This window comes from Pseudomonas sp. 3JA (genome assembly GCF_036961705.1).
In the GTDB taxonomy this organism is placed as follows: Bacteria; Pseudomonadota; Gammaproteobacteria; order Pseudomonadales; family Pseudomonadaceae; genus Aquipseudomonas; species Aquipseudomonas fluorescens_Q.
The window spans coordinates 130,623-152,820 of the sequence record NZ_JBAMDJ010000009.1; the positions used below are offsets into that span (position 1 = coordinate 130,623).

Below are 22,198 nucleotides of genomic sequence, written 5' to 3' on the forward strand. Positions count from 1 at the left end.
AAGGCGGTCGTTCAGAGTTCGACGCTATCGCGGTACTCCGGCACCGACACCGACCACCCCAGTTCGTCGCCAATGCGATGGCGCAAGACGTCGGACGCATTGGGTTCGCCATGCACGACATAGGTGTGCCGGGGTGGTGTCTTGAAGCCGCGCAGCCATTGCATGATTTCGTCGGCATCGGCATGGGCCGAGAGCGTTTGCATGGGCACCACTTCGGCATTGATCGGCACGTCCTTGCCATGGATGCGCACCGCAGGCTCACCCGCCACAATTCTCGCACCTCGCGTACCGCCAGCCTGGAAACCGGGCATCAGCAAGGTGTTGATGGGGTTGGGCGCCAGGCTCTTGAGGTGGTGCAGCACGCGCCCGCCGGTGGCCATGCCACTGGCGGCGATGATCACCGCCGGAGTACGTTGCAGGTCCAGGGCCATGGAGTCCTTGACCGAGCGCACAGGATGGGCGATGTGGCACATGCCTTCGCACTCTTCCCTGGAGAGACGATGCTCGTCACCAAAGCGCTGGTACAACCGGGTGACGTCGATGGCCATGGGGCTGTTGAGGTAGATCGGGATATCGGGGATCTCCCGGCGTTGTTTCAGGCGGTACAGGTGGTACATCAGCAACTGGGCACGGCCAACCGTGAACGAGGGCACCAACGTGATGCCACGGCGCAGCGCGGTGCGAGTGATCACCTCAGCCAATTGATCTTCCGGCGACTCGTGTGGGTGTCGACGGTCGCCGTAGGTCGACTCCACCAGCAGGACATCCGCCTGCTCGATGACTTTCGGCGCGAACATCACCGGATCCTCGGGTCGCCCCAAGTCCCCGGAACACACCAGCGTCACCCCACCAGCCTGGACCTGTACCGTCGCGGCACCGAGGATGTGCCCGGCGCGACGCAGCAAGATGGTGATCCCCCGGGCGATCTCCACCGGGTGTTCGAATGCAATCGGGCGCAGCAGTTTCAGCGCTCGTTCAGCGTGTTCACGGGTGTACAGCGGGAAGGCCGGCGCATGTTTGGAAAACCCCTTGCGGTTGGCGTATTCGGCTTCTTCTTCCTGCAAGCGAGCGCTGTCGCGCAGCAGGATCTTCACCAGCTCGCAGGTCGCCGGCGTTGCATAGACGGGGCCGCGATAGCCATTACGCACCAGCACCGGCAGGTAGCCGCTGTGGTCCAGGTGAGCGTGGGTCAGTACGATCGCATCCAGGTCACGCATCGGCAGCTCGAAGGGGTCCCAGTTGTGCAGGCGCAACTGCTTGTAGCCCTGGAACAGGCCGCAATCGATCAGGATGCGCTGATCGTCGTGTTCCAGCAGGTACTTGCTGCCGGTGACCGTACCGGCGGCCCCGAGAAATGTCATGCGCATGGCGGTGCTCCTGGACAATCGATCATAAGCCTATTGGTCACATTGTTTGACCTCGTTGCCGTTGATCTTTGTCAACAACCCAGCGGTCAAGTCCGATTCATCACACCGCCAGAACACTGCACGACACCTGGTACAGGATGTGCTCGGTCGTGCTGCCCAGTAGCCCATACAGATCGTCGTGCTGGAATCGCCCCATGACGATCACGTCCACTTCATGCTCCAGGGCAAATTCACTCAGGGCCGAGACCGGATGCCCCAGTAGAAAATGCCTGCGCTCGGCCGGCACACCAAACAGGTTCGCCAGTTCCAGGAAGGTTTTTTCCAGGCTCCTGCGCAGTTCCTTGCTGAGCTGCGACAGCGACAGGCCGCCACCACCCGCATCCCCCAGATAGACTGACGACACCTCATAGGCGTGAACCAGATGCAGCTCGGCGTCGCACTGCAAGGCCAGCCCCATGGCCTGGCGGATGATCCGGTCATTCAGCCCGCTGTTCTGGGCAAACGCACTGGAAGGGTCCACCGCCGCGACCACTGTGCGCGGCAGCGCATGACCGGTGGCCCCCACCAGGTACATCGGAACAGGACAGTTGCGCAGCAGTTGCCAGTCCAGCGGGGTGAAAAATGCCCGCTTGAGCATGGGCTCGTGTTGTACCTGCTTGATCAGCAAGTCCGGCTGGATCTGCGTAACGTGTTGCAGGATCTGCTTGCCCATCTTCTGGGCCCATTCCACCTCAGTGGTGACCCGCAGGCCACGGCGGCGCAACTTGTCCGCCTCATCCTCCAACCAATGACGATGGTCCTGGAGATAGTTCTGCCGCGCTTCCTCACGAGGCCCCTCTTCGAGCAGCGAAAGAATGTCCAGCGAGGGAATCAAGGCGGTGACATGCAAGTGCGCCCCACTGGCCGCCGCCAGGGCCGCGGCGTGATGCAGGGCGGGTGAATGGCGTTGTGCCGGGTTGAGGATCAGCAACAGGCGTTGGTACTGGCTCATGATGGGTCTCCAAAGTCGGGCTCGAACGCCACGGCGCAGCGTCGATGCCATGAGGCATGTTGGCCGTCATTGCGGCGTCGGCGTCCAGCGCCAGTTCAAGACTTCAGGCATGTCCTGCCCATGCTCGATGAGGTACAGCTGATGCTTTTCCATGGTTGCCCAGTAGCGATCCCGAGCGCTGTCCACCAGCGGCTGCAACCGTGGCACGCGCTGGATGACATCGAGCGCCAGCTGGTAGCGATCCAGGTGATTGATGACCGTCATGTCGAACGGCGTAGTGGTGGCGCCCTCCTCCATGAAACCGCGGACATGGAAGTTATCGTGGTTGTGACGCTTGTAGACCAGCCGATGGATCAGCGACGGATAGCCGTGGAAGGCGAAAATCACTGGCTTGTCCACGGTAAACAACCCATCGAACTCGGCGTCCGGCAACCCGTGGGCATGCTGTTGCGGCGGTTGCAGGGCCAGCAGGTCGACGACATTCACCACCCGCACCCGCAGGTCGGGCACGTATTCACGCAGCAGCGTGACAGCGGCCAGGGTTTCCAACGTTGGCACGTCACCGGCACAGGCCATCACCACGTCCGGGTCTTCGTCGTTGTTGCAGGCAAAGGCCCAGCGACCGATCCCGACCGAGCAGTGCCGAACGGCCGAATCGATGTCCAGCCATTGCCATTCCGGCTGTTTGCCGGCCACGATCACATTGATGTAATCGCGGCTCTTGAGGCAGTGATCGGCCACGGACAACAGGCAATTGGCGTCCGCTGGCAGGTAGATGCGCACCACGTCGGCGCTCTTGTTCGCCACCAGGTCGATGAACCCCGGGTCCTGATGGGAAAAGCCATTGTGGTCCTGTCGCCAGACATGGGACGTGAGCAGGTAATTGAGCGAAGCAATCGAGGCGCGCCACGGGATCTGGGCAGCGGTCTTGAGCCATTTGGCGTGCTGATTGAACATCGAATCGACGATGTGGATGAATGCCTCATAGCAGGAAAACAGCCCATGCCGCCCCGTCAGCAGATACCCCTCCAGCCAGCCTTCACACACTTGCTCGCTGAGGATTTCCATCACCCGGCCGTCGCACGCCAGGTTCGTATCGCCCGTCTCCAGGGCCGCCATCCAGGCTTTACCACTGACCTCGTACACCGCATCAAGGCGATTGGAGGCGGTTTCGTCGGGGCCGAACAGGCGGAAATTGGCTGCCCCCAGGTTGTGCTTCATCACATCGCGCACAAAACCACCCAACACCCGGGTGGCCTCTGCCTGCACGCTGCCGGGCGCGCTGAATTGCACGGCGTAATCGGTGAACCTGGGCAGTTCCAAGGGTTTGAGCAGCACGCCGCCATTGGCATGAGGATTGGCGCCCAGGCGCCGATGTCCCGTCGGCGCCAACGCGGCAATGTCCGGCAGCAACGCACCGTTGTCGTCGAACAACTCCTGCGGACGGTAGCTCTGGAGCCATTGTTCCAGTTGCGTCAAATGCACGGGCAGCTCGAAGTGGCTTAGCGGCACCTGATGGGCGCGCCAGGTGCCTTCGACCTGCTGGCCATCGACGAATTTCGGACCGGTCCAACCCTTGGGCGTGCGCAGCACCAGCATCGGCCAGAGCTGGCGTTCCAGGGTACGTCCCGACGAATCCGCGCGGGCCATGCGCTGGATTTCGCGAATCTTGAGCAACATGCCGTCCAGGGTCCTGGCCAGCTGTTGGTGCACCGCTTGCGGGTCGTCGCCTTCGACAAAATAAGGATCGTAGCCGTAGCCATACATCAGCGCCGACAGCTCGTCTTCACTGATGCGCGAAAGCAGCGTGGGGTTGGCGATCTTGAAACCGTTGAGATGAAGAATGGGCAGTACGGCGCCGTCACGCCTGGGGTTGAGGAATTTATTGGAATGCCAGCTCGCCGCCAACGTCCCGGTTTCCGCCTCACCGTCGCCGATGACGCAGGCCACGATCAGGTCAGGGTTGTCGAACGCCGCGCCATAGGCATGGGCCAGGGAATACCCCAACTCCCCACCTTCATGGATGGAGCCGGGAATCTGCGCCGAGACATGGCTGGATAAGCCATAAGGCCAGGAAAACTGCCGGAACAGGCGCAACATTCCGTTTTCGTTCTGCTCCACCGAGGGATAACACTGGGTGAAGCTACCCTCCAGGTAGCTCTGGGCGACGATGGCCGGGCCGCCATGACCGGGGCCGGTGATCAGGATCATGTTCAGGTCACGGGTCTTGATCAGGTGATTGAGGTGCACGTAAATCAGATTCAGCCCAGGCGTCGTGCCCCAGTGGCCCAGCAAGCGAGGTTTGACGTGCTCCTGTTGCAGTGGTTTGCGCAACAACGGGTTGTCCTTGAGGTAGATCTGACCTACGGCCAGGTAATTGGACGCACGCCAGTAGGCGTCAATACCTTCCAGTTGGTCGGGGCTGAGAAAATCGCTCATCACGTCCTCCGCAAAAACACAGGGTTGCCATGCCTGATTCTGGAACGCGGGAATAAGGGTGACTTGATTTACATCAGAACCAGGGACGCTAAGGTCATACAAGGTGATTGCTTGATGCCCTGGCGCCGCTCACTGGCATGGCGAGCGCCCGCTCACACAGGAGAATGCTCATGCGCGCCATGGTCCTGCACACGATTGGCCAGCCCTTGCGACTGGAAGAACGCCCTCAACCGACGCCTACCGCCGGGCAACTGCTGATCAAGGTGCAAGCCTGCGGTGTGTGCCGCACCGACTTGCATCTGTTCGACGGTGAACTGCCCCAGGCTCGATTGCCTCGGGTGCCGGGCCACGAGATCGTCGGTGAGGTCACCGCCGTCGGCGCGCAGGTGGCCCCGGACTGGATCGGCCGACGGGTGGGCGTGCCCTGGCTGGGGTGGACGTGTGGCGTGTGTGAGTTCTGCCGCTCGGGCCGGGAGAACCTCTGCGACCAGGCACTGTTCACTGGCTGCCAGCTGGACGGCGGCTATGCCGACTACACCGTCGCCGATGCGCGATTCTGCTTCCCCCTCCCCGATACGCTTGAGGCCGCCGAAGCCGCGCCTCTGCTGTGTGCAGGGCTGATCGGTTTCCGGGCCTTGCAGATGGCGCAAAGCGCCCCTCACTTGGGCCTTTATGGCTTCGGCGCCGCTGCGCACCTGGCGATCCAGGTCGCCGTGGGCCGGGGCCAGGAAGTCTATGCCTTCACTCGGCCCGGTGACGACCTCGGCCAGGCCTATGCCCGTTCGCTGGGCGCGACCTGGGCCGGGGCATCGGATCAGCTCCCGCCCCATCTGCTGGACGCCAGCCTGATCTTCGCCCCCGTCGGCGAACTGGTGCCGCTGGCCTTGCAAGCCACCGCCAAAGGCGGTTGCGTGGTGTGCGCCGGCATTCACATGAGCGACATCCCTGCCTTCCCCTATCGCCTGTTGTGGCAGGAACGCAGCGTGCGCTCAGTGGCCAATCTGACCCGCGCGGACGGCCTGGCGTTTTTCGAACAGCTCCAGCGCACACCCGTGCATTGCAACGTGACCTGCTACCCATTGGTCCAAGCCAACCAAGCGCTGGAACACCTGAGGAGCGGACAGGTCAACGGGGCCATCGTGCTCATCCCTTGACCGCCAGCACACTGCCCGGCACCGAGTACAAGGCCCGTTCTGTCGTGCTGCCAATCAAACGCTCAAGACCGGCGCGGTGCACAGTGCCCATCACCACCACGTCGGCCTCGAATTCGTCGACGAATTCCTGGATAACCGGCACTGGCAGGCCAACGACGAAGTGCCGACGCTCCGCCGGTACGCCACAGCGCCCGGCCAGGCTGATAAACGCCGCATGCAGCGATTCGCGCAGGGCGTCGGCAAAGTCGTCATCCCAAGCCCCGGCCAGCAACGAGGCTTCGCCGTTGAAGGCCGGCGACAGGTCGCAGGCGTACAACAGATGAAGCGAGGCATCGCATTGCCGGGCCATCGCGGCAGCAGTCTGGACGATGTGCTCGTTCAAGGCATTGGCCTCGGGGTCCGAAGGGTCCACCGCCGCCACGACCCGGTGCGGCAAGCCATGCACCGCCTGGTTGACCAGATGCACCGGCACCGGACAGTCGCGCAACAGATGACAGTCCAGCGGCGTTGCGAACACGCGCTTGAGCAAAGGTTCGAGGGTAACGTCCTTGATCAGCAGGTCAGGCTGGAACTGCTCGACATAGCGCAGGATGTCCAGCAACGGATGGAGCGTCCATACCACGTGAGTCGTCACGTCCAGGCCTTCCTCCTTGAGCAGCGCCGCCTCCTCCACCATCCAGCGACGGTAGCGGTGCAGATAGCGCTGCACACCCGCCTCATCGATTTTTTCACCCCATAAGTGGGTGCGCGCCGGCGGTTGGACGAACGCGCACAAGTGCAGTGCGGCGCCGCTGGCCCGGGCCAGGGCACAGGCCCTGCGCATCGCTGCGGAGGGGTGCAGATCAGGTTCGACGATCAATAGCAGACGCTGGTATTGCCCCATCGCACACCTCCATCGGATTACCCACACGAAATCCAGAACCTTGCACCGGCCTTTCCGGAGCGATCTTCAGCGTGCGCCCATCAAGGCCCCGGACGGTTTGATCTGAATCAAAGGCCGGGCAATCGACGGGCGGATACGCGGGCACTGATCCAGATCAGAATCGATCGCCGTGGCGGGCGTAGAACAGTACCGAATGCGTAGCTTTTTATCGCACCGCACGTGCACATCCGAGGGAGGATCGCACCATGCTCACTGTCAAAGACCACAACGAACGCGCCGCTGCCCTGTATGCCAGCATCAGTGGCAAACACTGGATCCAGGCACTCAAGGACGGCCGGCATGTCTTGATCCGCCCGCTCAGGGAGCAGGATCGCCAGCGCGAATACGACTTCATCATGCGCCTGTCACCGGAGTCCCGGCACATGCGCTTTCTGGCGCAGATCAATGAGCCGGGCGCGGCGCTGCTCGACAATTTGATGGACGTCGACTGCAAGACGCGCATGGCCTACATCGCCCTGGTCCATGACAACGGCGAGTTGATCGAGATCGGTGTCAGCCGCTATTGCGCGACCCAGGAACACGAATGCGAGTGTGCGGTGACGGTCGCCGACCCTTGGCAACACCTGGGACTGGGGACGTTGTTGATGGAGCACCTGATCGACACCGCGCGTAAAAACGGCTATCGCCAGATGTACTCCGTCGATGCGGCCAGCAATGCCCCGATGCGGGACTTGGCCCATAGCCTGGGTTTTGAAACCCGCAGCGATCCCGACGATACCCGGCAGGTCATCCACCGGCTCTACCTTTGATCCCGGACGCGGCGCGAGGCCTTGGCATGGCCTCGCGCAGCGTTGCGCCAATCACGCTTGCGGCTTGATCGCCAATACGCTGCAGGGCGCCCGTTGCAGCAGGAACTCAGCGGTGGTGCCCAGGCGCTTGTCCAGGCCATGATGCGCCGTGGTGCCCATGACGATGACATCGATCTGGTGATCGGTGGCGAACGTGCAAATGCTGTTCAGCGGCGCCCCTTCGATGAAGTGGCACTGCTGCGGTGCGACCCCGTGGCGCTCGGCCAGGGACTCGAACACCTCATGCTGTGCCTGGCCCAACGCTTCATAGAGCCCGGTGGCCAGGGGCAGCGCACCAATGCCCATATCCGAGGCGTAGACAGCCGTCCAATCGAAGGCGTGCAGCAACTCGACCTGGGCGTTGCATTGTTCCGCCAGTTTGACCGCGGCGTCGACGATCCGGTCGTTGAACACCAGGTCCTGCTCCTCGCTGCGCAGCACATCGACAATCGCCAGGACCCGCCGAGGCCGTGGGTTACGAGCGTCCGTGACCAGATGCACCGGCACCGGACAGTCGCGCAGCAAGCGCCAGTCCAGGGGCGTGAAAAACACCCGTTTCATCGCCGGTTCCGGCTGCGCGTCCTTGATGATCAACGCCATCGGCATCTCCTTGACGTATTGCTGCAAGGCTTGGAAGGCATCCTTGCTCCACACCACCTCGCAGGTCACCTCGACGCCGTGCCGACGTGCCAGTTCGGCCTGTTGCCACAGCCAATGCCGATGGGTTTCCAGATAGCCCTCACGCGCTTGCTTGACCTGTTCCGGGGCGAACAGGCCGGCCACCGAGAGCAACTCCAGGTAGTCGAACGCCACAATGTGCAGGGGCAGGTCCAGCGCCAGGGCCAACTCGGTGGCGCGGTCGAACGCCGGCGTACGGATCATGGCGTCAGGCGCCACTAGCAATAAACGTTGAGTCTGGGACATGGAACACCTCGGCACGTGGCGACAGCCACTTAAAGGATTGAGGTTTCCAGAATGGACGCCTGCCCGAGACAGGACTTGATCTTCATCAAACAGCCATCATTCAGGCTGACAAACTCGGGAGCAACAGCCCTGCCCACATCGCCAGCGTGACCAGCACCTGGCCGGGAATCACATACCCGGCGAACCTTCGCCCGCCACTGAGCCAGGCGACGACGCATTTGCTCAGGGAGTTGCTGCTCAGCGCCATCAGCACCGGTACGGCGACGCCGTCGAAGGGCAACAACCCGCCCTTGGCCAGGGAAGCGATGGAGGCCGTCGAGGCATGGGCGTCGAGCAACCCGCTGAAAATCGCGGTGACGGTCACCCCGGCCTGGCCAAACACATCGAGCATCGCCGACGAGAGGACGGTGATAGCGGCCATCGCCAGGACCATCGTCATCGCCAGTTTGAGGCTGAAGGCGCCGCTGTGCTTGATGGTTTCATCGGCCCGCGCCCTTGGCCGGGGAAACATCAGCACGCCGGCATAGAGCAATACCATCAGCATCCCGCACACCAACGGCCCCCACATCCAACGCAGCAGCGCGGGGTCCACGGCTGCGAGAATCAGGCCCATTTGAGTCACCGTCGCCAGATTGGATAACATCGCCGCAGCGCTCACCACCTTGAGATTGATCGGCTCTTTGGCCGCGATACCGCCCATGGTCGCGACAGTCGCCGTGGCAGAAGCAAACCCCGAGGCAATCGCACTGAGGGCGTAGCCATAGCGGGTCCCCAGGGTTCGAACCGCGACATGCCCCAGCGCACCCACCGCCATCAGCATGACAGTGAGGGTGCACAGGTTGCGCAAGTTGATGGCGTCATAAGGCCCGAGGAATCGATCCGGTGCCAGCGGGAGCACGACCAGCGCGGCGATCAACAGCACCAGGCCATCGCGCATCTCGGTGGCCGTCAATTGGTTGCGGGCAAAGTGGTGCAACGTCTGGCGGCTGGCGAGCAGCCCGGCCATCACCACCCCAATCGAGGTCGCCAGGCCTGGGGCGCTCGCACAGAGCGCGCCCAGTGCCAATACTGCGAACAAGGCCACCTCGCTGGTGATCCCCGGATCCTTGTCGAGGTTTCGCCAATAGGCCACGGTGACCAATGCGCCCAGGGCGAGCGTCACGCCCCCCAGCAACAAGGGACCGCCCGCCTGGACCGCCAGGTAGCCGAGCACGGACGTGATGGCGAAGGTACGCAGGCCGGCGAAGTCGCGCCGGTCGCCCTCGCCTTTGCGTCGTTCGCGCTCAAGCCCCACCAACAGGCCGATTCCCAGCGCGGCGGCGGCATTGGCGAAGGCCAGGCTTTCAGTCATGGTTCGGCTCTCTGGCACTGTCTGCGGTTGTCACTCAATCCAGAGGGCCGAGCCGGCTGCGCTCGTGCCCTGGGGCGACTGATCATGCTCAAACATAGCGCGATTGCCGCGCCGTTGCCGCCTTCGATGCAACGCTTTGAAGCGTGTTTGATGCAAATCAAGTTACCGGCCTCCATGACGTTCATGATCGATGACAGACACCACGCCGCGCGAAACGTCGCCCGGCGCCAACAGGTCCTTGCCCGGGAGGTTTGTCATGTCTACGCAATCACGATTGATGCTGGTCGTCTCGCCCCTGATGGAACACAGCCCGGCGTTCGACCGGGCCGCCGCACTGGCCAGGGCCGAAGGCGCGGCGCTGCATATTGTCGCGTTTGACTACCTCGAAGGCCTGGCCACGGCGGGCCTGGTCAACGAGCAGGCGCTGGAGCAGATGCGCCTGGGCTACATCGAGCGCCACCGGCAGTGGCTGGAGGAACAGGCCAGGCCCCTGCGCAACCTCGGCATTGAGGTCACGACAGAAGTGACGTGGGTCGAGCGCCCCTTGCAGGAAATCCTGGTCCACCTCAAGGAAGCGCCGATGGCTGCGCTGATCAAGTCGGTGGACCCTGAGTCGTGGTTTTCCCGACTGATGTTCACGCCGCTGGACGTGCATCTGCTGCGCGAATGCGAGGTCCCGCTGCACTTCGTCAACAAGGTCGCCCACGCCCGCCCGCGCAAGATCCTGGCCGCCATCGACCCGTTCCATCAGGACGGACGCTACGAAGGCCTCAATGATCGGATCCTGAGCGAAGCCAACAAGCTGGCCACCCGCTGCGACGCGACGCTGGAAGTCATCTACGCCTATGACCTTTCGTCCATTACCGCCGCTGAATACGGTTTCGGCAACGGTTCGATGTTCTTCTCCTCGACCCTGGCCCGCCAGCTCTACGAGTCCCAGGGCGCCGCCTTCAATGCACTGGCCGAACGCAATGGCATCGCCGCGGACCAGCGACGCATGATCATGGGTGACCCGGCCAAGGTGCTGGCGAGCTACGCCGCGTCCCATGACATTGATGTCATCGTCATGGGGCGCGTGCGCTACGGCAGCCTGGACAAGCTGATCGGCAGCACCGTCGAAGGCCTGCTGTACAAGCTGCCCTGCAGCTTGTGGGTGATTGCGCCGCAGCAGATGGGCTGAGGGCAGTCCTGTGCCGATGGCCTGTAGAACAACCGCTCCGTATCCACAGGAACGCGGCTGATGAACCGACCGAGCAACCTACCAGCGGCGCACCCGACAACGCCCTCGCAGGGCCTGGCCTGGTACACGTTGCCCGCCGAACAGGCGCTCAAACACCTTGATGTCGATGAGCAAGCCGGGCTGGACATCGCCGAAGTCCAGGCCCGGCTTGAGCGTACGGGTTTCAACCGGTTGTCGGCGTCAGCCCGACGGCCAGCGTGGCGGCGATTTCTGCTGCAATTTCATAACATCCTGATTTATGTGCTGCTGGGTTGCGCTGCAATCACCGCTGCGCTGCAACACCTGTGGGACACGGTGGTCATTCTCGCTGTCGTGATGGCCAATGCGATCATTGGCTATGTCCAGGAAGGCAAGGCCGAACAGGCCATGGACGCCATCCGCAACATGCTCGCGCCCCGGGCAACGGTGATACGTGCCGGCGAACGCCTGGGCATCGCAGGCGAGGAACTGGTGCCCGGCGATATCGTCTTGCTGGAGGCCGGCGACAAGGTCCCGGCGGATCTGCGCCTGCTGCATGCCAACCGGCTCCAGGTCCAGGAAGCCATCCTGACCGGAGAATCCGCACCGGCCGAAAAAAATACCGAGCCGGTGCGCATCGAAGCGGCCCTGGGTGATCGTGCCTGCATGGCCTTCAGTGGCACCCTGGTGACCTGCGGACAAGCGACAGGGGTCGTTGTCGCCACCGCGACATCGACTGAAATCGGGCGCATCAGCAACCTGCTGTCGGCAGTGGAGCCGCTGACGACGCCCCTGATAAAGCAAATGGATGTCTTCGCCCGCTGGCTGACGCTATTGATTTTGCTGATCGCCGGTCTGCTACTCGCTTATGGCCACTTTGTCGGGCATTACGTCTTCACCGAGATATTCATGGTCGTGGTGGGCATGTCGGTCGCAGCCATACCCGAGGGATTGCCCGCCGTGCTCACCATCACCCTGGCGGTGGGCGTGCGGGCGATGGCCCATCGCAACGCCATCGTTCGGCGCCTGCCGGCCATCGAAACCCTGGGCTCGGTATCGGTCATCTGCACGGACAAGACCGGCACCCTCACCCGTAACGAGATGATGGTGGCATCCGTCGTCACCCGTGACCTGACCTTCACCGTCGACGGTGTCGGCTACCAGCCTTCGGGCAACATGAACCTTGCCGATCAATTGATCGACACCTCCCACCACCCGGTGCTGGCCGAACTGGGGCGCGCGACGAGCCTTTGCAATGACGCACGCTTGAGGCAGCACGAAGACACCTGGAAAGTCGAAGGGGACCCCATGGAGGGTGCATTGCTGGTTTTTTGCGCCAAGGCCGGCATCAACGGCGAAGAGGAACGCGGCACTTGGGCCCGCACCGATGCCATTCCGTTCGACGCCAAACACCGTTTCATGGCAACGCTGCATCACAACCATGACCGGCAAGCCGCCATTTATGTCAAAGGTGCGCCGGAGCAGATTCTGACCATGTGCACGCACCAGCGCAGCAACACGGGGGCAACGGCCCCGCTCGATGCCGACTATTGGCACGCGCAGGCCAATGCCATCGCCCGCAAGGGCCAACGCGTGTTGGCGCTCGCCGTCAGATCCGTCCCGCCCGAACACGCCATCCTGGAGTTTGCCGATGTGCAAGGAACACTGACCTTGCTTGGCCTGGTCGGGATGATCGACCCGCCCCGCCCGGAAACGATCCAGGCGATCAAGCAATGCCAGGCGGCCGGCATTGTCGTGAAGATGATCACAGGGGATCACGCCGGCACCGCCTGCGCCATCGGTGATCAGATCGGCCTGGACAACCCCGACAAGGTACTGACCGGCAGCGACCTGGACGCCATGAACGATGCCACCCTCAGGGAATCACTCAAGCAAGTGAACATCTTCGCGCGTACCAGCCCCGAACATAAGCTGCGGCTGGTGACGTTGCTGCAACTCAACGGCATGACCGTAGCCATGACCGGCGACGGCGTCAACGACGCGCCAGCGCTCAAACGCGCAGATGCCGGCATCGCCATGGGTTGCAAAGGCAGTGAAGCGGCCAAGGAAGCCGCGGACCTGGTACTGGCGGACGATAACTTCGCCTCCATCGTGGCCGCTGTGCGTGAAGGCCGGACGGTCTACGACAACATCAAGAAAGTGCTGAGCTGGACGTTACCCACCAACGCGGGCGAGACAATGACCCTCATTGTCGCGCTGCTGTTTGGCCTTACATTGCCAGTCACGGCGATACAGATCCTGTGGATCAACCTGATTACCGCCATCACGCTGGGTATCGCGCTGGCGTTCGAACCAACCGAAGACAACACCATGCGCAGGCCACCGCGCTCACGACAGGAGCCGTTGATCAGCGGCGCATTGGTCTGGCATATGGTGCTCGTTTCCATTCTGTTCCTGTGCGGTGTCTACGGCATCTTTACCTATGCCCTGGACCGAGGCTACTCCGTCGAACTGGCCCGCACCCTGGCAGTGAACACCTTGGTCGTGATGGAAATTTTCCACCTGTTCTTTATCCGCAATCTCTACGGCACGTCACTGACCTGGAAGGGCCTTCGGGGTACGAAGGTTGTGTGGGCGACCATCGCGGTGGTGACCGTCGCTCAATTCGCCATCACCTATGCGCCGCCGCTGCAAACCGTGTTCGCGACCCAAGCGGTGCCCTTCATGGATGGACTGCTGATCATCGCGGTGGGCATTGCGCTGTTCGCCATCATCGAAATTGAAAAACAGCTTCGACTGCGTTTAACCGAGTCCGATCGTCAACCGTGACGATCCCACTCCCCGCTCCACCAGCCAGCAAGGAACTGAATCATGAACGCATCCAGACTCGCCGCCCTCGCCCTGACCGCGGTGCTTTTCCCCACGCTGAGCTTTGCCCAGCAAGCCACCGACGCCGCCAAGGCGCCCCCACCGTCAATGAGCGTTGAGCAATTCGACCAGCAGATGGCGACGGCCCAGGAAAACCTGAAAAAAATGCAGGAACAGATGACCCAGATCCAGAACACCAGCGATCCGGCGCAACGCCAGAAGCTCATGCAAGATCACCAGGCCACGATGCGGCAAAGCATGCAGATGATGAATGGGATGATGGGGTGTTGCGGGGCAGGCATGATGGGCGGCCACATGAAGGGGAACGGCCCGATGATGGGCTGGAAACAAATGGGCAGCCACTATTCCCGGATGACGCCTGAGCAGATGAAGCAGCACCAGTACATGATGGACAGGTACATGGGCATGCAACAGATGATGATGGAGCAGATGATGCAACAACAGCAAATGAGCCCGCCAGCTCGCTAGGCCGGCCTCCAGGACTGCCCTACTCACCTGCCGCGTCGGCAGGTGAGTTTTCTTGATCACCGTCCGGCCATCGCCGGGCTTCTCATCAGGCTTCAGTGCAACAACTTCAACCCACCGGCAAGCGCAAGAGCCACCAGGCAGGTCCAACCTGAAAACATCCTTCGCCAGACAGGCCTGCGGGGAATGAACCCCACGCCCCTGACAAACGCCACGCTCATGGCGATAAACAAGGCCGTTGCCAAGGCATGGTCGGCTTTCCCGTCCGGCGCCGTCATCAGTGGCGGGTAGAGCGAGCAGGCCAACATGATCGTCACCGCAACGACGAGGCTCAGGCGATGCAGCCGTGACGTGGGCTGGACACCCGCGACATTCAGCGTCATGGCTGCGCCTCGTCACGGTCGCTCATGGCTCGACCGGTCTCGTTCTCGCCCCACATCGCATTGAGTATCGCCAGCAGCAGTGCGAAACCGACTCCCAGCATCCAGGCGAAATACCACATATTGCTTCACTCCTCTGTCGACACTAGTACGCCGAGTGTTCGTTGGCGTTGATCTGGGTGGCCGTAACCTTGCCGCGCATGACGCGATACGCCCAACCGGTATAGATCACGATCAACGGCATGAAGAACAACGTGGCCCAGAACATGATGGCCAGGCTCAGGTGACTGGAAACACTGTCCCACACGGTCAGACTGGCCGCTGGCATCGATGACGACGGCATGACAAAGGGGAACATCGATACCCCTGCCGTACCGATGACACCGACCACCGCAAGCGATGACGCAACGAACGCGCAAAGGGTACGGCGCCTCATCAGCAACAGCGCCGCACCGGCTGCGCCGGCCAGTCCAAGCGCGGGCAGCAGCCACAGCCAAGGATAGCGACCATAGTTGGCCATCCAGGCCCCCGCCTCCCTCACGACCGACTTGCCGAGAATGTCAGGCAACCCGGCGGTATCGACGAGCGACGTGATGCGATAACCCTCGATCCATTGCAACCAGATACCCGCTGCGATGAACGAACACACCAGTACGATCGCAGCGCCTACCGCGCCTTTTATCGCCCGGGACTGGATGCCGCCCTCCGTGCGATGGGCCAGGTAGGTGCCCCCCTGCAGCGTAATCATGGCGCTGCTGACCAGGCCGGTCAGCAACGCGAAAGGGTTGAGCAATTGCCAGAAGCTGCCGGTATAGGTTGACACCAGGTATTGATTGAAGTGAAACGGTACGCCCTGCAACAAGTTGCCAAACGCGATGCCGAACACCAGCGGCGGCACGGCCCCACCCACGAAAAGCCCCCAATCCCAGGTACTGCGCCACACCGGGTTGTGGATCTTGCTGCGGTAGTCGAAACCCACCGGGCGGAAGAACAACGCCCAGAGCACCAGGATCATCGCCCAATAGAACCCGCTGAACGCCGTGGCATAGACCACCGGCCATGCGGCGAACAAGGCGCCGCCGGCCGTAATGAACCAGACCTGATTGCCATCCCAGTGCGGGCCCACGGTGTTGATCACGATGCGACGTTCCATGTCATTGCGACCGACAAACGGCAGCAGTGAGCCGACGCCCATGTCGTGGCCGTCCATGATGGCGAAACCTATGAGCAGGACGCCGACCAGCGCCCACCAGATGATCTTGAGCGTGAAGTAATCAAGCATGGTGAAGCTCCTTCAACTTGGCGTCGTGGACATAACGACCTGTACCGAGGCTGCCGGGGCCCTGGCGGGCGAACTTGACCATCAGGAACATTTCCACCGCCAGCAGCACCGTGTAGAAAACGACGAACCCAGCCAAAGAGCCATACAGGTTATCGACGCTGAGGGTGGAAACGCTCATGTGGGTCGGCAACACACCGTAGATGGTCCAGGGTTGGCGGCCGTACTCGGCGACGAACCAGCCCAATTCGCAGGCAAGCCATGGCGCAGGCAGCATCCAGAGCGCCCAGCGCAGCAGCCCGCGATGATGTGCGCCGCTGGATTTCAAGGTGCTCCAGAATGCCAGCCCGAAAAGCACGAGCATGGCAAAGCCCAGGCCGACCATGATCCGGAACCCCCAGAACATCGGGGTCACCCGCGGTACGGTATCGTTCACAGCCTTGTCGATGATGGCCGGCGTGGCCTGGTTGACATCCTCGACGTACTTTTTAAGCAGCAGGCCAAAGCCCAGATCGGCCTTGTACGCTTCGAAGGTATCGAACGCGGCCTTATCGGTGCGATCGGCGCGCAGCGCTTCAAGCGCATTGACAGCGGTAATGCCCCGCAGAATGCGCGCGCGGTTTTTTGCTTTGATGTCATGAATCCCTGGGATCTGCTTGCTGACCGAGCGCGTGCCGATCAAGCCCATCACCCACGGCACATCGAACTCCCAGTTATTCCTGGACTCGGCTTCATTAATGCTGGCCACCAGCGTCAGGCCCGCCGGTGCGGGTTTGGTTTCCCACATGGCCTCCATGGCCGCCAGCTTGGTTTGCTGCGCCTCGCCCACCGTATAACCCGACTCATCCCCGAGTACGATGACGCTCAGCACAGAGGCCAGGCCGAAGGCGGCCGCCACCCGAAAGCTGCGCTTGGCGAACTCGACATCACGCCCCTTGAGCAAGTACCAACTGGAAATCGACAACACAAACATCGAGCCGGTGACATAACCGGCAGACACCGTGTGGACAAACTTGGCCTGCGCTACCGGGTTGAAGACCACGGCCCAGAAATCCACCATTTCCATGCGCATGGTGATGTAACTGAATTCCGAGCCCACCGGGTTCTGCATCCAGCCATTGGCGATCAGAATCCACAGCGCCGACAGGTTGGTACCGATGGCCATCAACAACGTGACCAGCAAATGATGTTCTTTCTTCAGGCGATCCCAACCGAAGAAGAATAAGCCGATCATGGTCGACTCAAGGAAGAACGCCATCAGACCCTCGATGGCCAGCGGGGCCCCGAAGATGTCCCCGACGTAATGCGAGTAGTAGGCCCAGTTAGTGCCGAACTGAAACTCCAAGGTGATGCCGGTGGTCACGCCCAAGGCGAAGTTGATGCCGAACAATTTGCCCCAGAAGCGAGTCATGTCTTTCCAGATGACATTGCCTGTCATCACGTAGACGCTTTCCATGATGACCAGCAGCCACACCATCCCCACGGTGAGCGGTACAAATAGAAAGTGGTACAGCGCTGTGGCTGCGAATTGCAGCCGTGACAGATCCACCAGTTGTTCTGAGATCACTTGCTTGCCCCTTGAGCCGAGGTGGGTACGCCGAACCTGTCACTGATGGTGTTCGAGTCGACGCTGACGCGCGAATCCTTGATGAACAGCCACCACAGCACCGTCAGCACGACCAGTTTGATCAGCACGGCTGTGAGCAGATGGCGACGCAATCGTTTATCGGAAATAGTCATGGGACATGCTTTAGCACGGCGCATGCCAACGCCTGGATATATTTTTTATCCTGATAAAACAATTAGTTACTGAGATGCACGAAGCTCATTGCCTGGTTTGGCGAGAATAAAACCTGCCAAACTGCCAGGGGCTGGCAGTCATTGGCAGTGCAGGCTCGATGACGTTCAGGCCAGGCCTTGTTCTTTCAACCGCCTGTATAACGTGCGCTCACTCACGCCCAGGTGCCTGGCCAGTTCGCTGCGGGTGCCTTTGAAAGTGGCCACGAGCTGTTCCAGGTCTCTGCTATCGCGGGCAGGCGTCAAGGCTGGGGCGGACAACGCCAAGGGGGGCGCGGGCAGATGCAAGGCGTGAATGACGCCGTCGTCGGCAAACAGTGCGGCTCTTTCCAGGACATTGCGCAGCTCGCGGATATTGCCCGGCCAGGCAAACCGCTGCAATTGCATCAGCGCCTCTGGATCGATGGTCAGCCGACGCTTACCGATCCCGGAACGTTGCAGGAATGAATCCACCAGCAAGCCGATGTCTTCAAGGCGATGCCGCAAGGGCGGTAAATGGATAGGGAAAACGCTGATGCGGTAGTACAAGTCCTGCCTGAACTCACCCTTCTCCACCATCTTTTCCAAGGGCTTATGGGTCGCGGCCACCAGCCTGAAATCGGCGTGCTGGGTTTCTACACTGCCAACACGGCGATAGGTTCCAGACTCGATCAGTCGCAACAGTTTCACCTGCATGGCCAGGGGAACATCGCCTATCTCATCGAGAAACAGCGTACCGCCCTGGGCCGTCTCCACCAGGCCCACCTTGCGCGTGGTCGCGCCGGTAAATGCCCCCTTTTCGTGGCCGAACAGCTCGCTCTCGAACAACGTTTCGGTCAAGCCGGAGCAATCCACCACGACAAAAGGCCCGGCTGCCCGCTCACTGGTTTCATGGACGGCGCGGGCAAACAGCTCCTTGCCTGTGCCGGACTCTCCCAGCAACAGCACCGGTAACATCGAGGGCGCTACCCGCTGCAGTTCCAACAGCGCCTGATTAAAGGCCGGTGAACTGCCCACCAGCCCTTCATTACTGGGCCGTGCCGAGGCGCTCCGCACCTGGGTAAGGCGCTCTACATAAGCGGTGATGACGCCGTGCTCATTGAGGATCGGGCGCAGTTCCACATCGACGTGTTCCGGCCCGCGCGGTGTGTGGTGGATGTGCAAGACCCGGTCCGGACTGCGCATCTCCCTGGCCTTTTTCATCGGGCAGTTCTCGCCGGCCTGGTCACAAGGCACATCGTAGTGGTGGGAAATCCGATAACACTTATGGCCAATGAAGGGTTTGTCGGCGCTGCCAAACTGACGCAAGTAAGCCGTGTTCGCCGCCAGGATGTTGTAATCAGGATCGAGGACGATCATCGGCTGGGGCTCATGCTCCAGAAACGAGACCAGGGACTGCACCTGGTCTGCACGTGGAAGCGGGTCTTGGGTGGGCGGCAGGCGGTGTGTCATCGCGGCTCCAGTGAATTCATCCAGCCCAGGTGGCACTGCCACTATGCCAACAAACACTGCCAATGGCAGTTAAATTATCTGGGCATCGGCCCGCACCCTCGCGGACTCATGAAGTTAAATCAATAAAATCATAAGGTTAGCCTTTTAAAACGACCCAGCATCCACCTGGCAGCATTATTGCTCTGTCTGTTCTTCAAGCGGTTCGATGAGAGCCCAAAGGAGACCGTTCATGACCGTAAAACCGTACGTCGAAGGATTTTTCGATCCGGAGACCCACACTGTCAGCTATCTGGTGCTGGACAAAACGACGCGCCAGTGCGCCTTGATCGACAGCGTCCTGGATTTCGATCCCAAATCCGGCCGTACCACAACCACTTCGGCCGACAAGCTGATGGCCAGGGTGCTCGAGCTGGAGGCGAAGGTCCAATGGATTCTTGAAACCCACGTCCATGCCGACCACCTCACCGCCGCCCCGTACCTGAAGGAAAAGCTCGGTGGCACGATAGGGATCGGCAGCCAGATTGCGACTGTACAAGAAGTCTTTGGCACGCTGTTCAACACCGGTGGGGAGATGCCCCGCGATGGCAGCCAGTTCGACCACCTGTTCGTCAATGACGAGTCGTTCACTATTGGAACGCTGCAATGCCATGCGCTTCACACGCCGGGCCACACCCCCGCCTGCATGACGTATGTCATCAGCGACGGCCAGGAAACGGCTGCATTCGTTGGCGACACCTTGTTCATGCCCGACTACGGCACCGCACGGTGTGACTTCCCCGGTGGCAACGCGCATACATTGTTCCGGTCCATCAACAAGGTCTTGAGCCTGCCGGCCAACACCCTGCTCTACACCTGTCACGATTACCAACCCGGTGGCCGCGAGGTGCAATTTTCCAGCACCGTCGCCGAGCAACGCGCCGACAATGTCCATGTCCGTAACGGCATCAGTGAAGAAGCATTCGTGGCAATGCGCACCCAGCGCGATGCCTCGCTGGACATGCCGACGCTCATCCTGCCATCGGTCCAGGTCAACATGCGGGCCGGGCATTTCCCGGAGCCGGAATCGAACGGCACGTGCTACCTGAAAATCCCACTCAATCGGCTCTGAAGACCCGCCCCCCCTATAAGAAAAACCGTCATCACGGAGACAGTCATGGACATCCGCCACCTTGCGTCCGGCCTCTCGATCTCGGGGCAGATTCAACCCGAGCAAATGAGTGAGATCAAAACCAGCGGCTTTCGCGCCATCATCTGCAACCGCCCTGATGGTGAAGGCAGCGATCAACCTTTGTTTGCCGACATCCAGCGCGCGGCACAAGCGATGGGCATCGAGGCGCACTACCTTGCCGCAGAGTCCGGCAAGGTGACCGATGAGCAAGGCGTTGCCTTCGGCAAATTGCTCGAGTCCTTGCCCAAGCCAGTGTTGGCGTACTGCCGCTCCGGCATGCGTTCGACGACGATGTGGGCACTGTCCCAGGCCGGCCAGCAGCCCTTGCCACAGATTGTCGAAGCCGCCAGGAAAGCCGGCTTCGACATGAAAGGCGTCATTCGCAGAATTGCCAATGAGGGACGCACGCCTGTTGGCGTGGCCGAGGCCCGACATGCCGTGGTGATTGTCGGCGGCGGCGCGGCGGGCATCGCCACAGCCTCGAGCCTGTTGGCCCGCGAGCCAGGCCTGGACATTGCTATCATCGATCCGGCGGATGTGCATTATTACCAGCCCGGCTGGACCCTCGTCGGCGGTGGCGTGTTCGAGGCACAACAAACCGCCCACACGATGGGTGCGACCATTCCCCGGGGCGTGCATTGGATCAAAGCGGCTGTCGCGGCTTTCGAACCTGAAAACGACGCCATTATTCTCGATGGGTGCCGCGTGGTCCGCTACGAGCAGTTGATCGTATGCCCGGGCCTGAAACTGGACTGGCATGCCATTGAAGGCTTACCGCAGACACTGGGGCGCAACGGCGTCACCTCGAACTATCTGTACCACCTGGCCCCCTACACCTGGGAACAGGTGCAGCAACTGCGCAGTGGCCGGGCCATTTTCACGCAGCCCCCCATGCCGATCAAATGCGCCGGAGCCCCTCAAAAAGCGATGTACCTGTGCGCCGACCACTGGAAACGCCAAGGCGTACTCGGCGATATCGAGATCGACTTCTGCAGCGCCGGGGCAGTCCTGTTCGGTGTTCCCGACTACGTGCCGGCCTTGATGGAGTACGTCCGCGCCTATGAGATCGACCTGAATTTCGGCAGTACGCTGACCTCTGTCGATGGACCGGCACAAACGGCGACCTTCAGCTGCGTCAAGGCCGATGGCAGTACTCACCGGGTGACGCACGACTTCGATCTGCTGCATGTGGTGCCCCCTCAGGTCGCGCCGGATTTTATCCGCGTAAGCCCGCTGGCCGATGGGGCGGGCTGGATCGATGTCGATCCCGACAGCTTGCGGCATAAAACCTGGGCGAATATTCACGCACTGGGCGACGCAACCAATACCAGCAACGCAAAAACCGCAGCGGCGGCGCGCAAGCAGGCGCCCGTGGTCGCCCATAATGTGCTGGCGGCCATGGGCAAGGCCAAGGGCAGCGCCCATTACGGTGGCTACGGTTCTTGCCCGCTGACCGTGGAACGAGGCAAGGTCGTGCTCGCTGAATTCACCTACGGCGGCAAGCTTGCCCCCAGCTTCCCGTCCTGGCTGATCGACGGTACTCGGCCTTCGAGACTCGCCTGGCTACTTAAAGAGCGAATTCTTCCGCCGCTGTATTGGAAAGCCATGCTCAAGGGCCGTGAGTGGCTGGCGAAACCTGAACTGGCGGACCTATGAAATCGAACCTCTGCTCC

19 protein-coding genes are annotated in these 22,198 nt (G+C 61.5%); 7 read left to right on the forward strand and 12 right to left on the reverse strand.

What is annotated here, in order from left to right; all coding sequences use genetic code 11:
• Window positions 1-11: 11 nt before the first annotated feature.
• From V7773_RS09645 to V7773_RS09655, 3 genes are all read right to left on the reverse strand, one after another.
• On the reverse strand, window positions 12-1,367 hold the full coding sequence (locus V7773_RS09645; protein ID WP_336073187.1) for an MBL fold metallo-hydrolase: 1,356 nt from the start codon (window positions 1,365-1,367) through the stop codon (window positions 12-14).
• A 100-nt stretch (window positions 1,368-1,467) separates the two neighbouring features.
• Window positions 1,468-2,358, reverse strand: coding sequence for a universal stress protein (locus V7773_RS09650; RefSeq protein ID WP_092141728.1), 891 nt, complete (start codon window positions 2,356-2,358; stop codon window positions 1,468-1,470).
• A gap of 66 nt (window positions 2,359-2,424) precedes the next feature.
• Window positions 2,425-4,797, reverse strand: a complete 2,373-nt coding sequence (locus V7773_RS09655) for a phosphoketolase family protein (RefSeq protein ID WP_336073188.1) — start codon at window positions 4,795-4,797, stop codon at window positions 2,425-2,427.
• A gap of 170 nt (window positions 4,798-4,967) precedes the next feature.
• On the opposite strand from V7773_RS09655, the gene V7773_RS09660 reads away from it, so the two are divergent.
• Window positions 4,968-5,951 (forward strand): zinc-dependent alcohol dehydrogenase family protein, encoded by a 984-nt coding sequence (locus V7773_RS09660; RefSeq protein WP_336073189.1) that lies wholly within the window; start codon window positions 4,968-4,970, stop codon window positions 5,949-5,951.
• On the opposite strand, the gene V7773_RS09665 is transcribed toward V7773_RS09660, so the two are convergent.
• Window positions 5,941-6,834, reverse strand: a complete 894-nt coding sequence (locus tag V7773_RS09665; protein ID WP_336073190.1) for a universal stress protein — start codon at window positions 6,832-6,834, stop codon at window positions 5,941-5,943. The two genes, V7773_RS09660 and V7773_RS09665, sit on opposite strands and share 11 nt — an antisense overlap.
• Window positions 6,835-7,079: 245 nt before the next feature.
• Here V7773_RS09665 and V7773_RS09670 point away from each other — a divergent pair, with 245 nt between their 5' ends.
• Window positions 7,080-7,643: a GNAT family N-acetyltransferase gene (locus V7773_RS09670; RefSeq protein WP_336073191.1), complete on the forward strand. Its 564-nt coding sequence runs from the start codon at window positions 7,080-7,082 to the stop codon at window positions 7,641-7,643.
• A gap of 51 nt (window positions 7,644-7,694) precedes the next feature.
• Here the strand turns inward: V7773_RS09670 and V7773_RS09675 are convergent, their stop codons facing one another.
• Window positions 7,695-8,606, reverse strand: a complete 912-nt coding sequence (locus tag V7773_RS09675; RefSeq protein ID WP_336073192.1) for a universal stress protein — start codon at window positions 8,604-8,606, stop codon at window positions 7,695-7,697.
• A gap of 100 nt (window positions 8,607-8,706) precedes the next feature.
• Window positions 8,707-9,957, reverse strand: coding sequence for an MgtC/SapB family protein (locus V7773_RS09680; protein WP_336073193.1), 1,251 nt, complete (start codon window positions 9,955-9,957; stop codon window positions 8,707-8,709).
• Between the two features lie 256 nt (window positions 9,958-10,213).
• On the opposite strand from V7773_RS09680, the gene V7773_RS09685 reads away from it, so the two are divergent.
• Genes V7773_RS09685 through V7773_RS09695 form a run of 3 tightly spaced genes read left to right on the forward strand, consistent with a single transcriptional unit; the run spans window position 10,214 to window position 14,473 of the window.
• Window positions 10,214-11,137 carry a universal stress protein gene (locus V7773_RS09685; RefSeq protein ID WP_336073194.1) on the forward strand — a complete coding sequence of 308 codons (924 nt, stop codon included), beginning with the start codon at window positions 10,214-10,216 and terminating at the stop codon, window positions 11,135-11,137.
• Between the two features lie 60 nt (window positions 11,138-11,197).
• Entirely contained in the window at window positions 11,198-13,945 is a 2,748-nt protein-coding gene (locus tag V7773_RS09690) for a cation-transporting P-type ATPase (protein WP_336073195.1), read from the forward strand.
• 42 nt (window positions 13,946-13,987) lie between these two features.
• Complete coding sequence (locus V7773_RS09695; protein WP_336073196.1) at window positions 13,988-14,473, forward strand: hypothetical protein; 486 nt, start codon at window positions 13,988-13,990, stop codon at window positions 14,471-14,473.
• A gap of 92 nt (window positions 14,474-14,565) precedes the next feature.
• Here V7773_RS09695 and V7773_RS09700 read toward each other — a convergent pair whose 3' ends face one another.
• The 6 genes from V7773_RS09700 to V7773_RS09725 form a co-directional block, all read right to left on the reverse strand.
• On the reverse strand, window positions 14,566-14,853 hold the full coding sequence (locus V7773_RS09700) for a cyd operon YbgE family protein (RefSeq protein ID WP_336073197.1): 288 nt from the start codon (window positions 14,851-14,853) through the stop codon (window positions 14,566-14,568).
• On the reverse strand, window positions 14,850-14,972 hold the full coding sequence (gene cydX / locus V7773_RS09705) for a cytochrome bd-I oxidase subunit CydX (RefSeq protein WP_092221934.1): 123 nt from the start codon (window positions 14,970-14,972) through the stop codon (window positions 14,850-14,852). The genes V7773_RS09700 and cydX overlap by 4 nt, the downstream gene beginning before the upstream one ends.
• Before the next feature lie 23 nt (window positions 14,973-14,995).
• Entirely contained in the window at window positions 14,996-16,132 is a 1,137-nt protein-coding gene (gene cydB, locus V7773_RS09710; RefSeq protein ID WP_336073199.1) for a cytochrome d ubiquinol oxidase subunit II, read from the reverse strand.
• Entirely contained in the window at window positions 16,125-17,696 is a 1,572-nt protein-coding gene (locus tag V7773_RS09715) for a cytochrome ubiquinol oxidase subunit I (RefSeq protein WP_336073200.1), read from the reverse strand. Before V7773_RS09715 ends, cydB begins: the two co-directional genes overlap by 8 nt.
• Entirely contained in the window at window positions 17,693-17,869 is a 177-nt protein-coding gene (gene cydP, locus V7773_RS09720; RefSeq protein WP_014338536.1) for a cytochrome oxidase putative small subunit CydP, read from the reverse strand. The genes V7773_RS09715 and cydP overlap by 4 nt, the downstream gene beginning before the upstream one ends.
• Before the next feature lie 165 nt (window positions 17,870-18,034).
• Entirely contained in the window at window positions 18,035-19,357 is a 1,323-nt protein-coding gene (locus V7773_RS09725) for a sigma-54 interaction domain-containing protein (protein ID WP_336073202.1), read from the reverse strand.
• A gap of 229 nt (window positions 19,358-19,586) precedes the next feature.
• Here V7773_RS09725 and V7773_RS09730 point away from each other — a divergent pair, with 229 nt between their 5' ends.
• Window positions 19,587-20,465: an MBL fold metallo-hydrolase gene (locus V7773_RS09730; protein WP_063321572.1), complete on the forward strand. Its 879-nt coding sequence runs from the start codon at window positions 19,587-19,589 to the stop codon at window positions 20,463-20,465.
• A 45-nt stretch (window positions 20,466-20,510) separates the two neighbouring features.
• Window positions 20,511-22,181, forward strand: coding sequence for a TIGR01244 family sulfur transferase (locus V7773_RS09735; RefSeq protein WP_336073203.1), 1,671 nt, complete (start codon window positions 20,511-20,513; stop codon window positions 22,179-22,181).
• Window positions 22,182-22,198 lie beyond the last annotated feature (17 nt).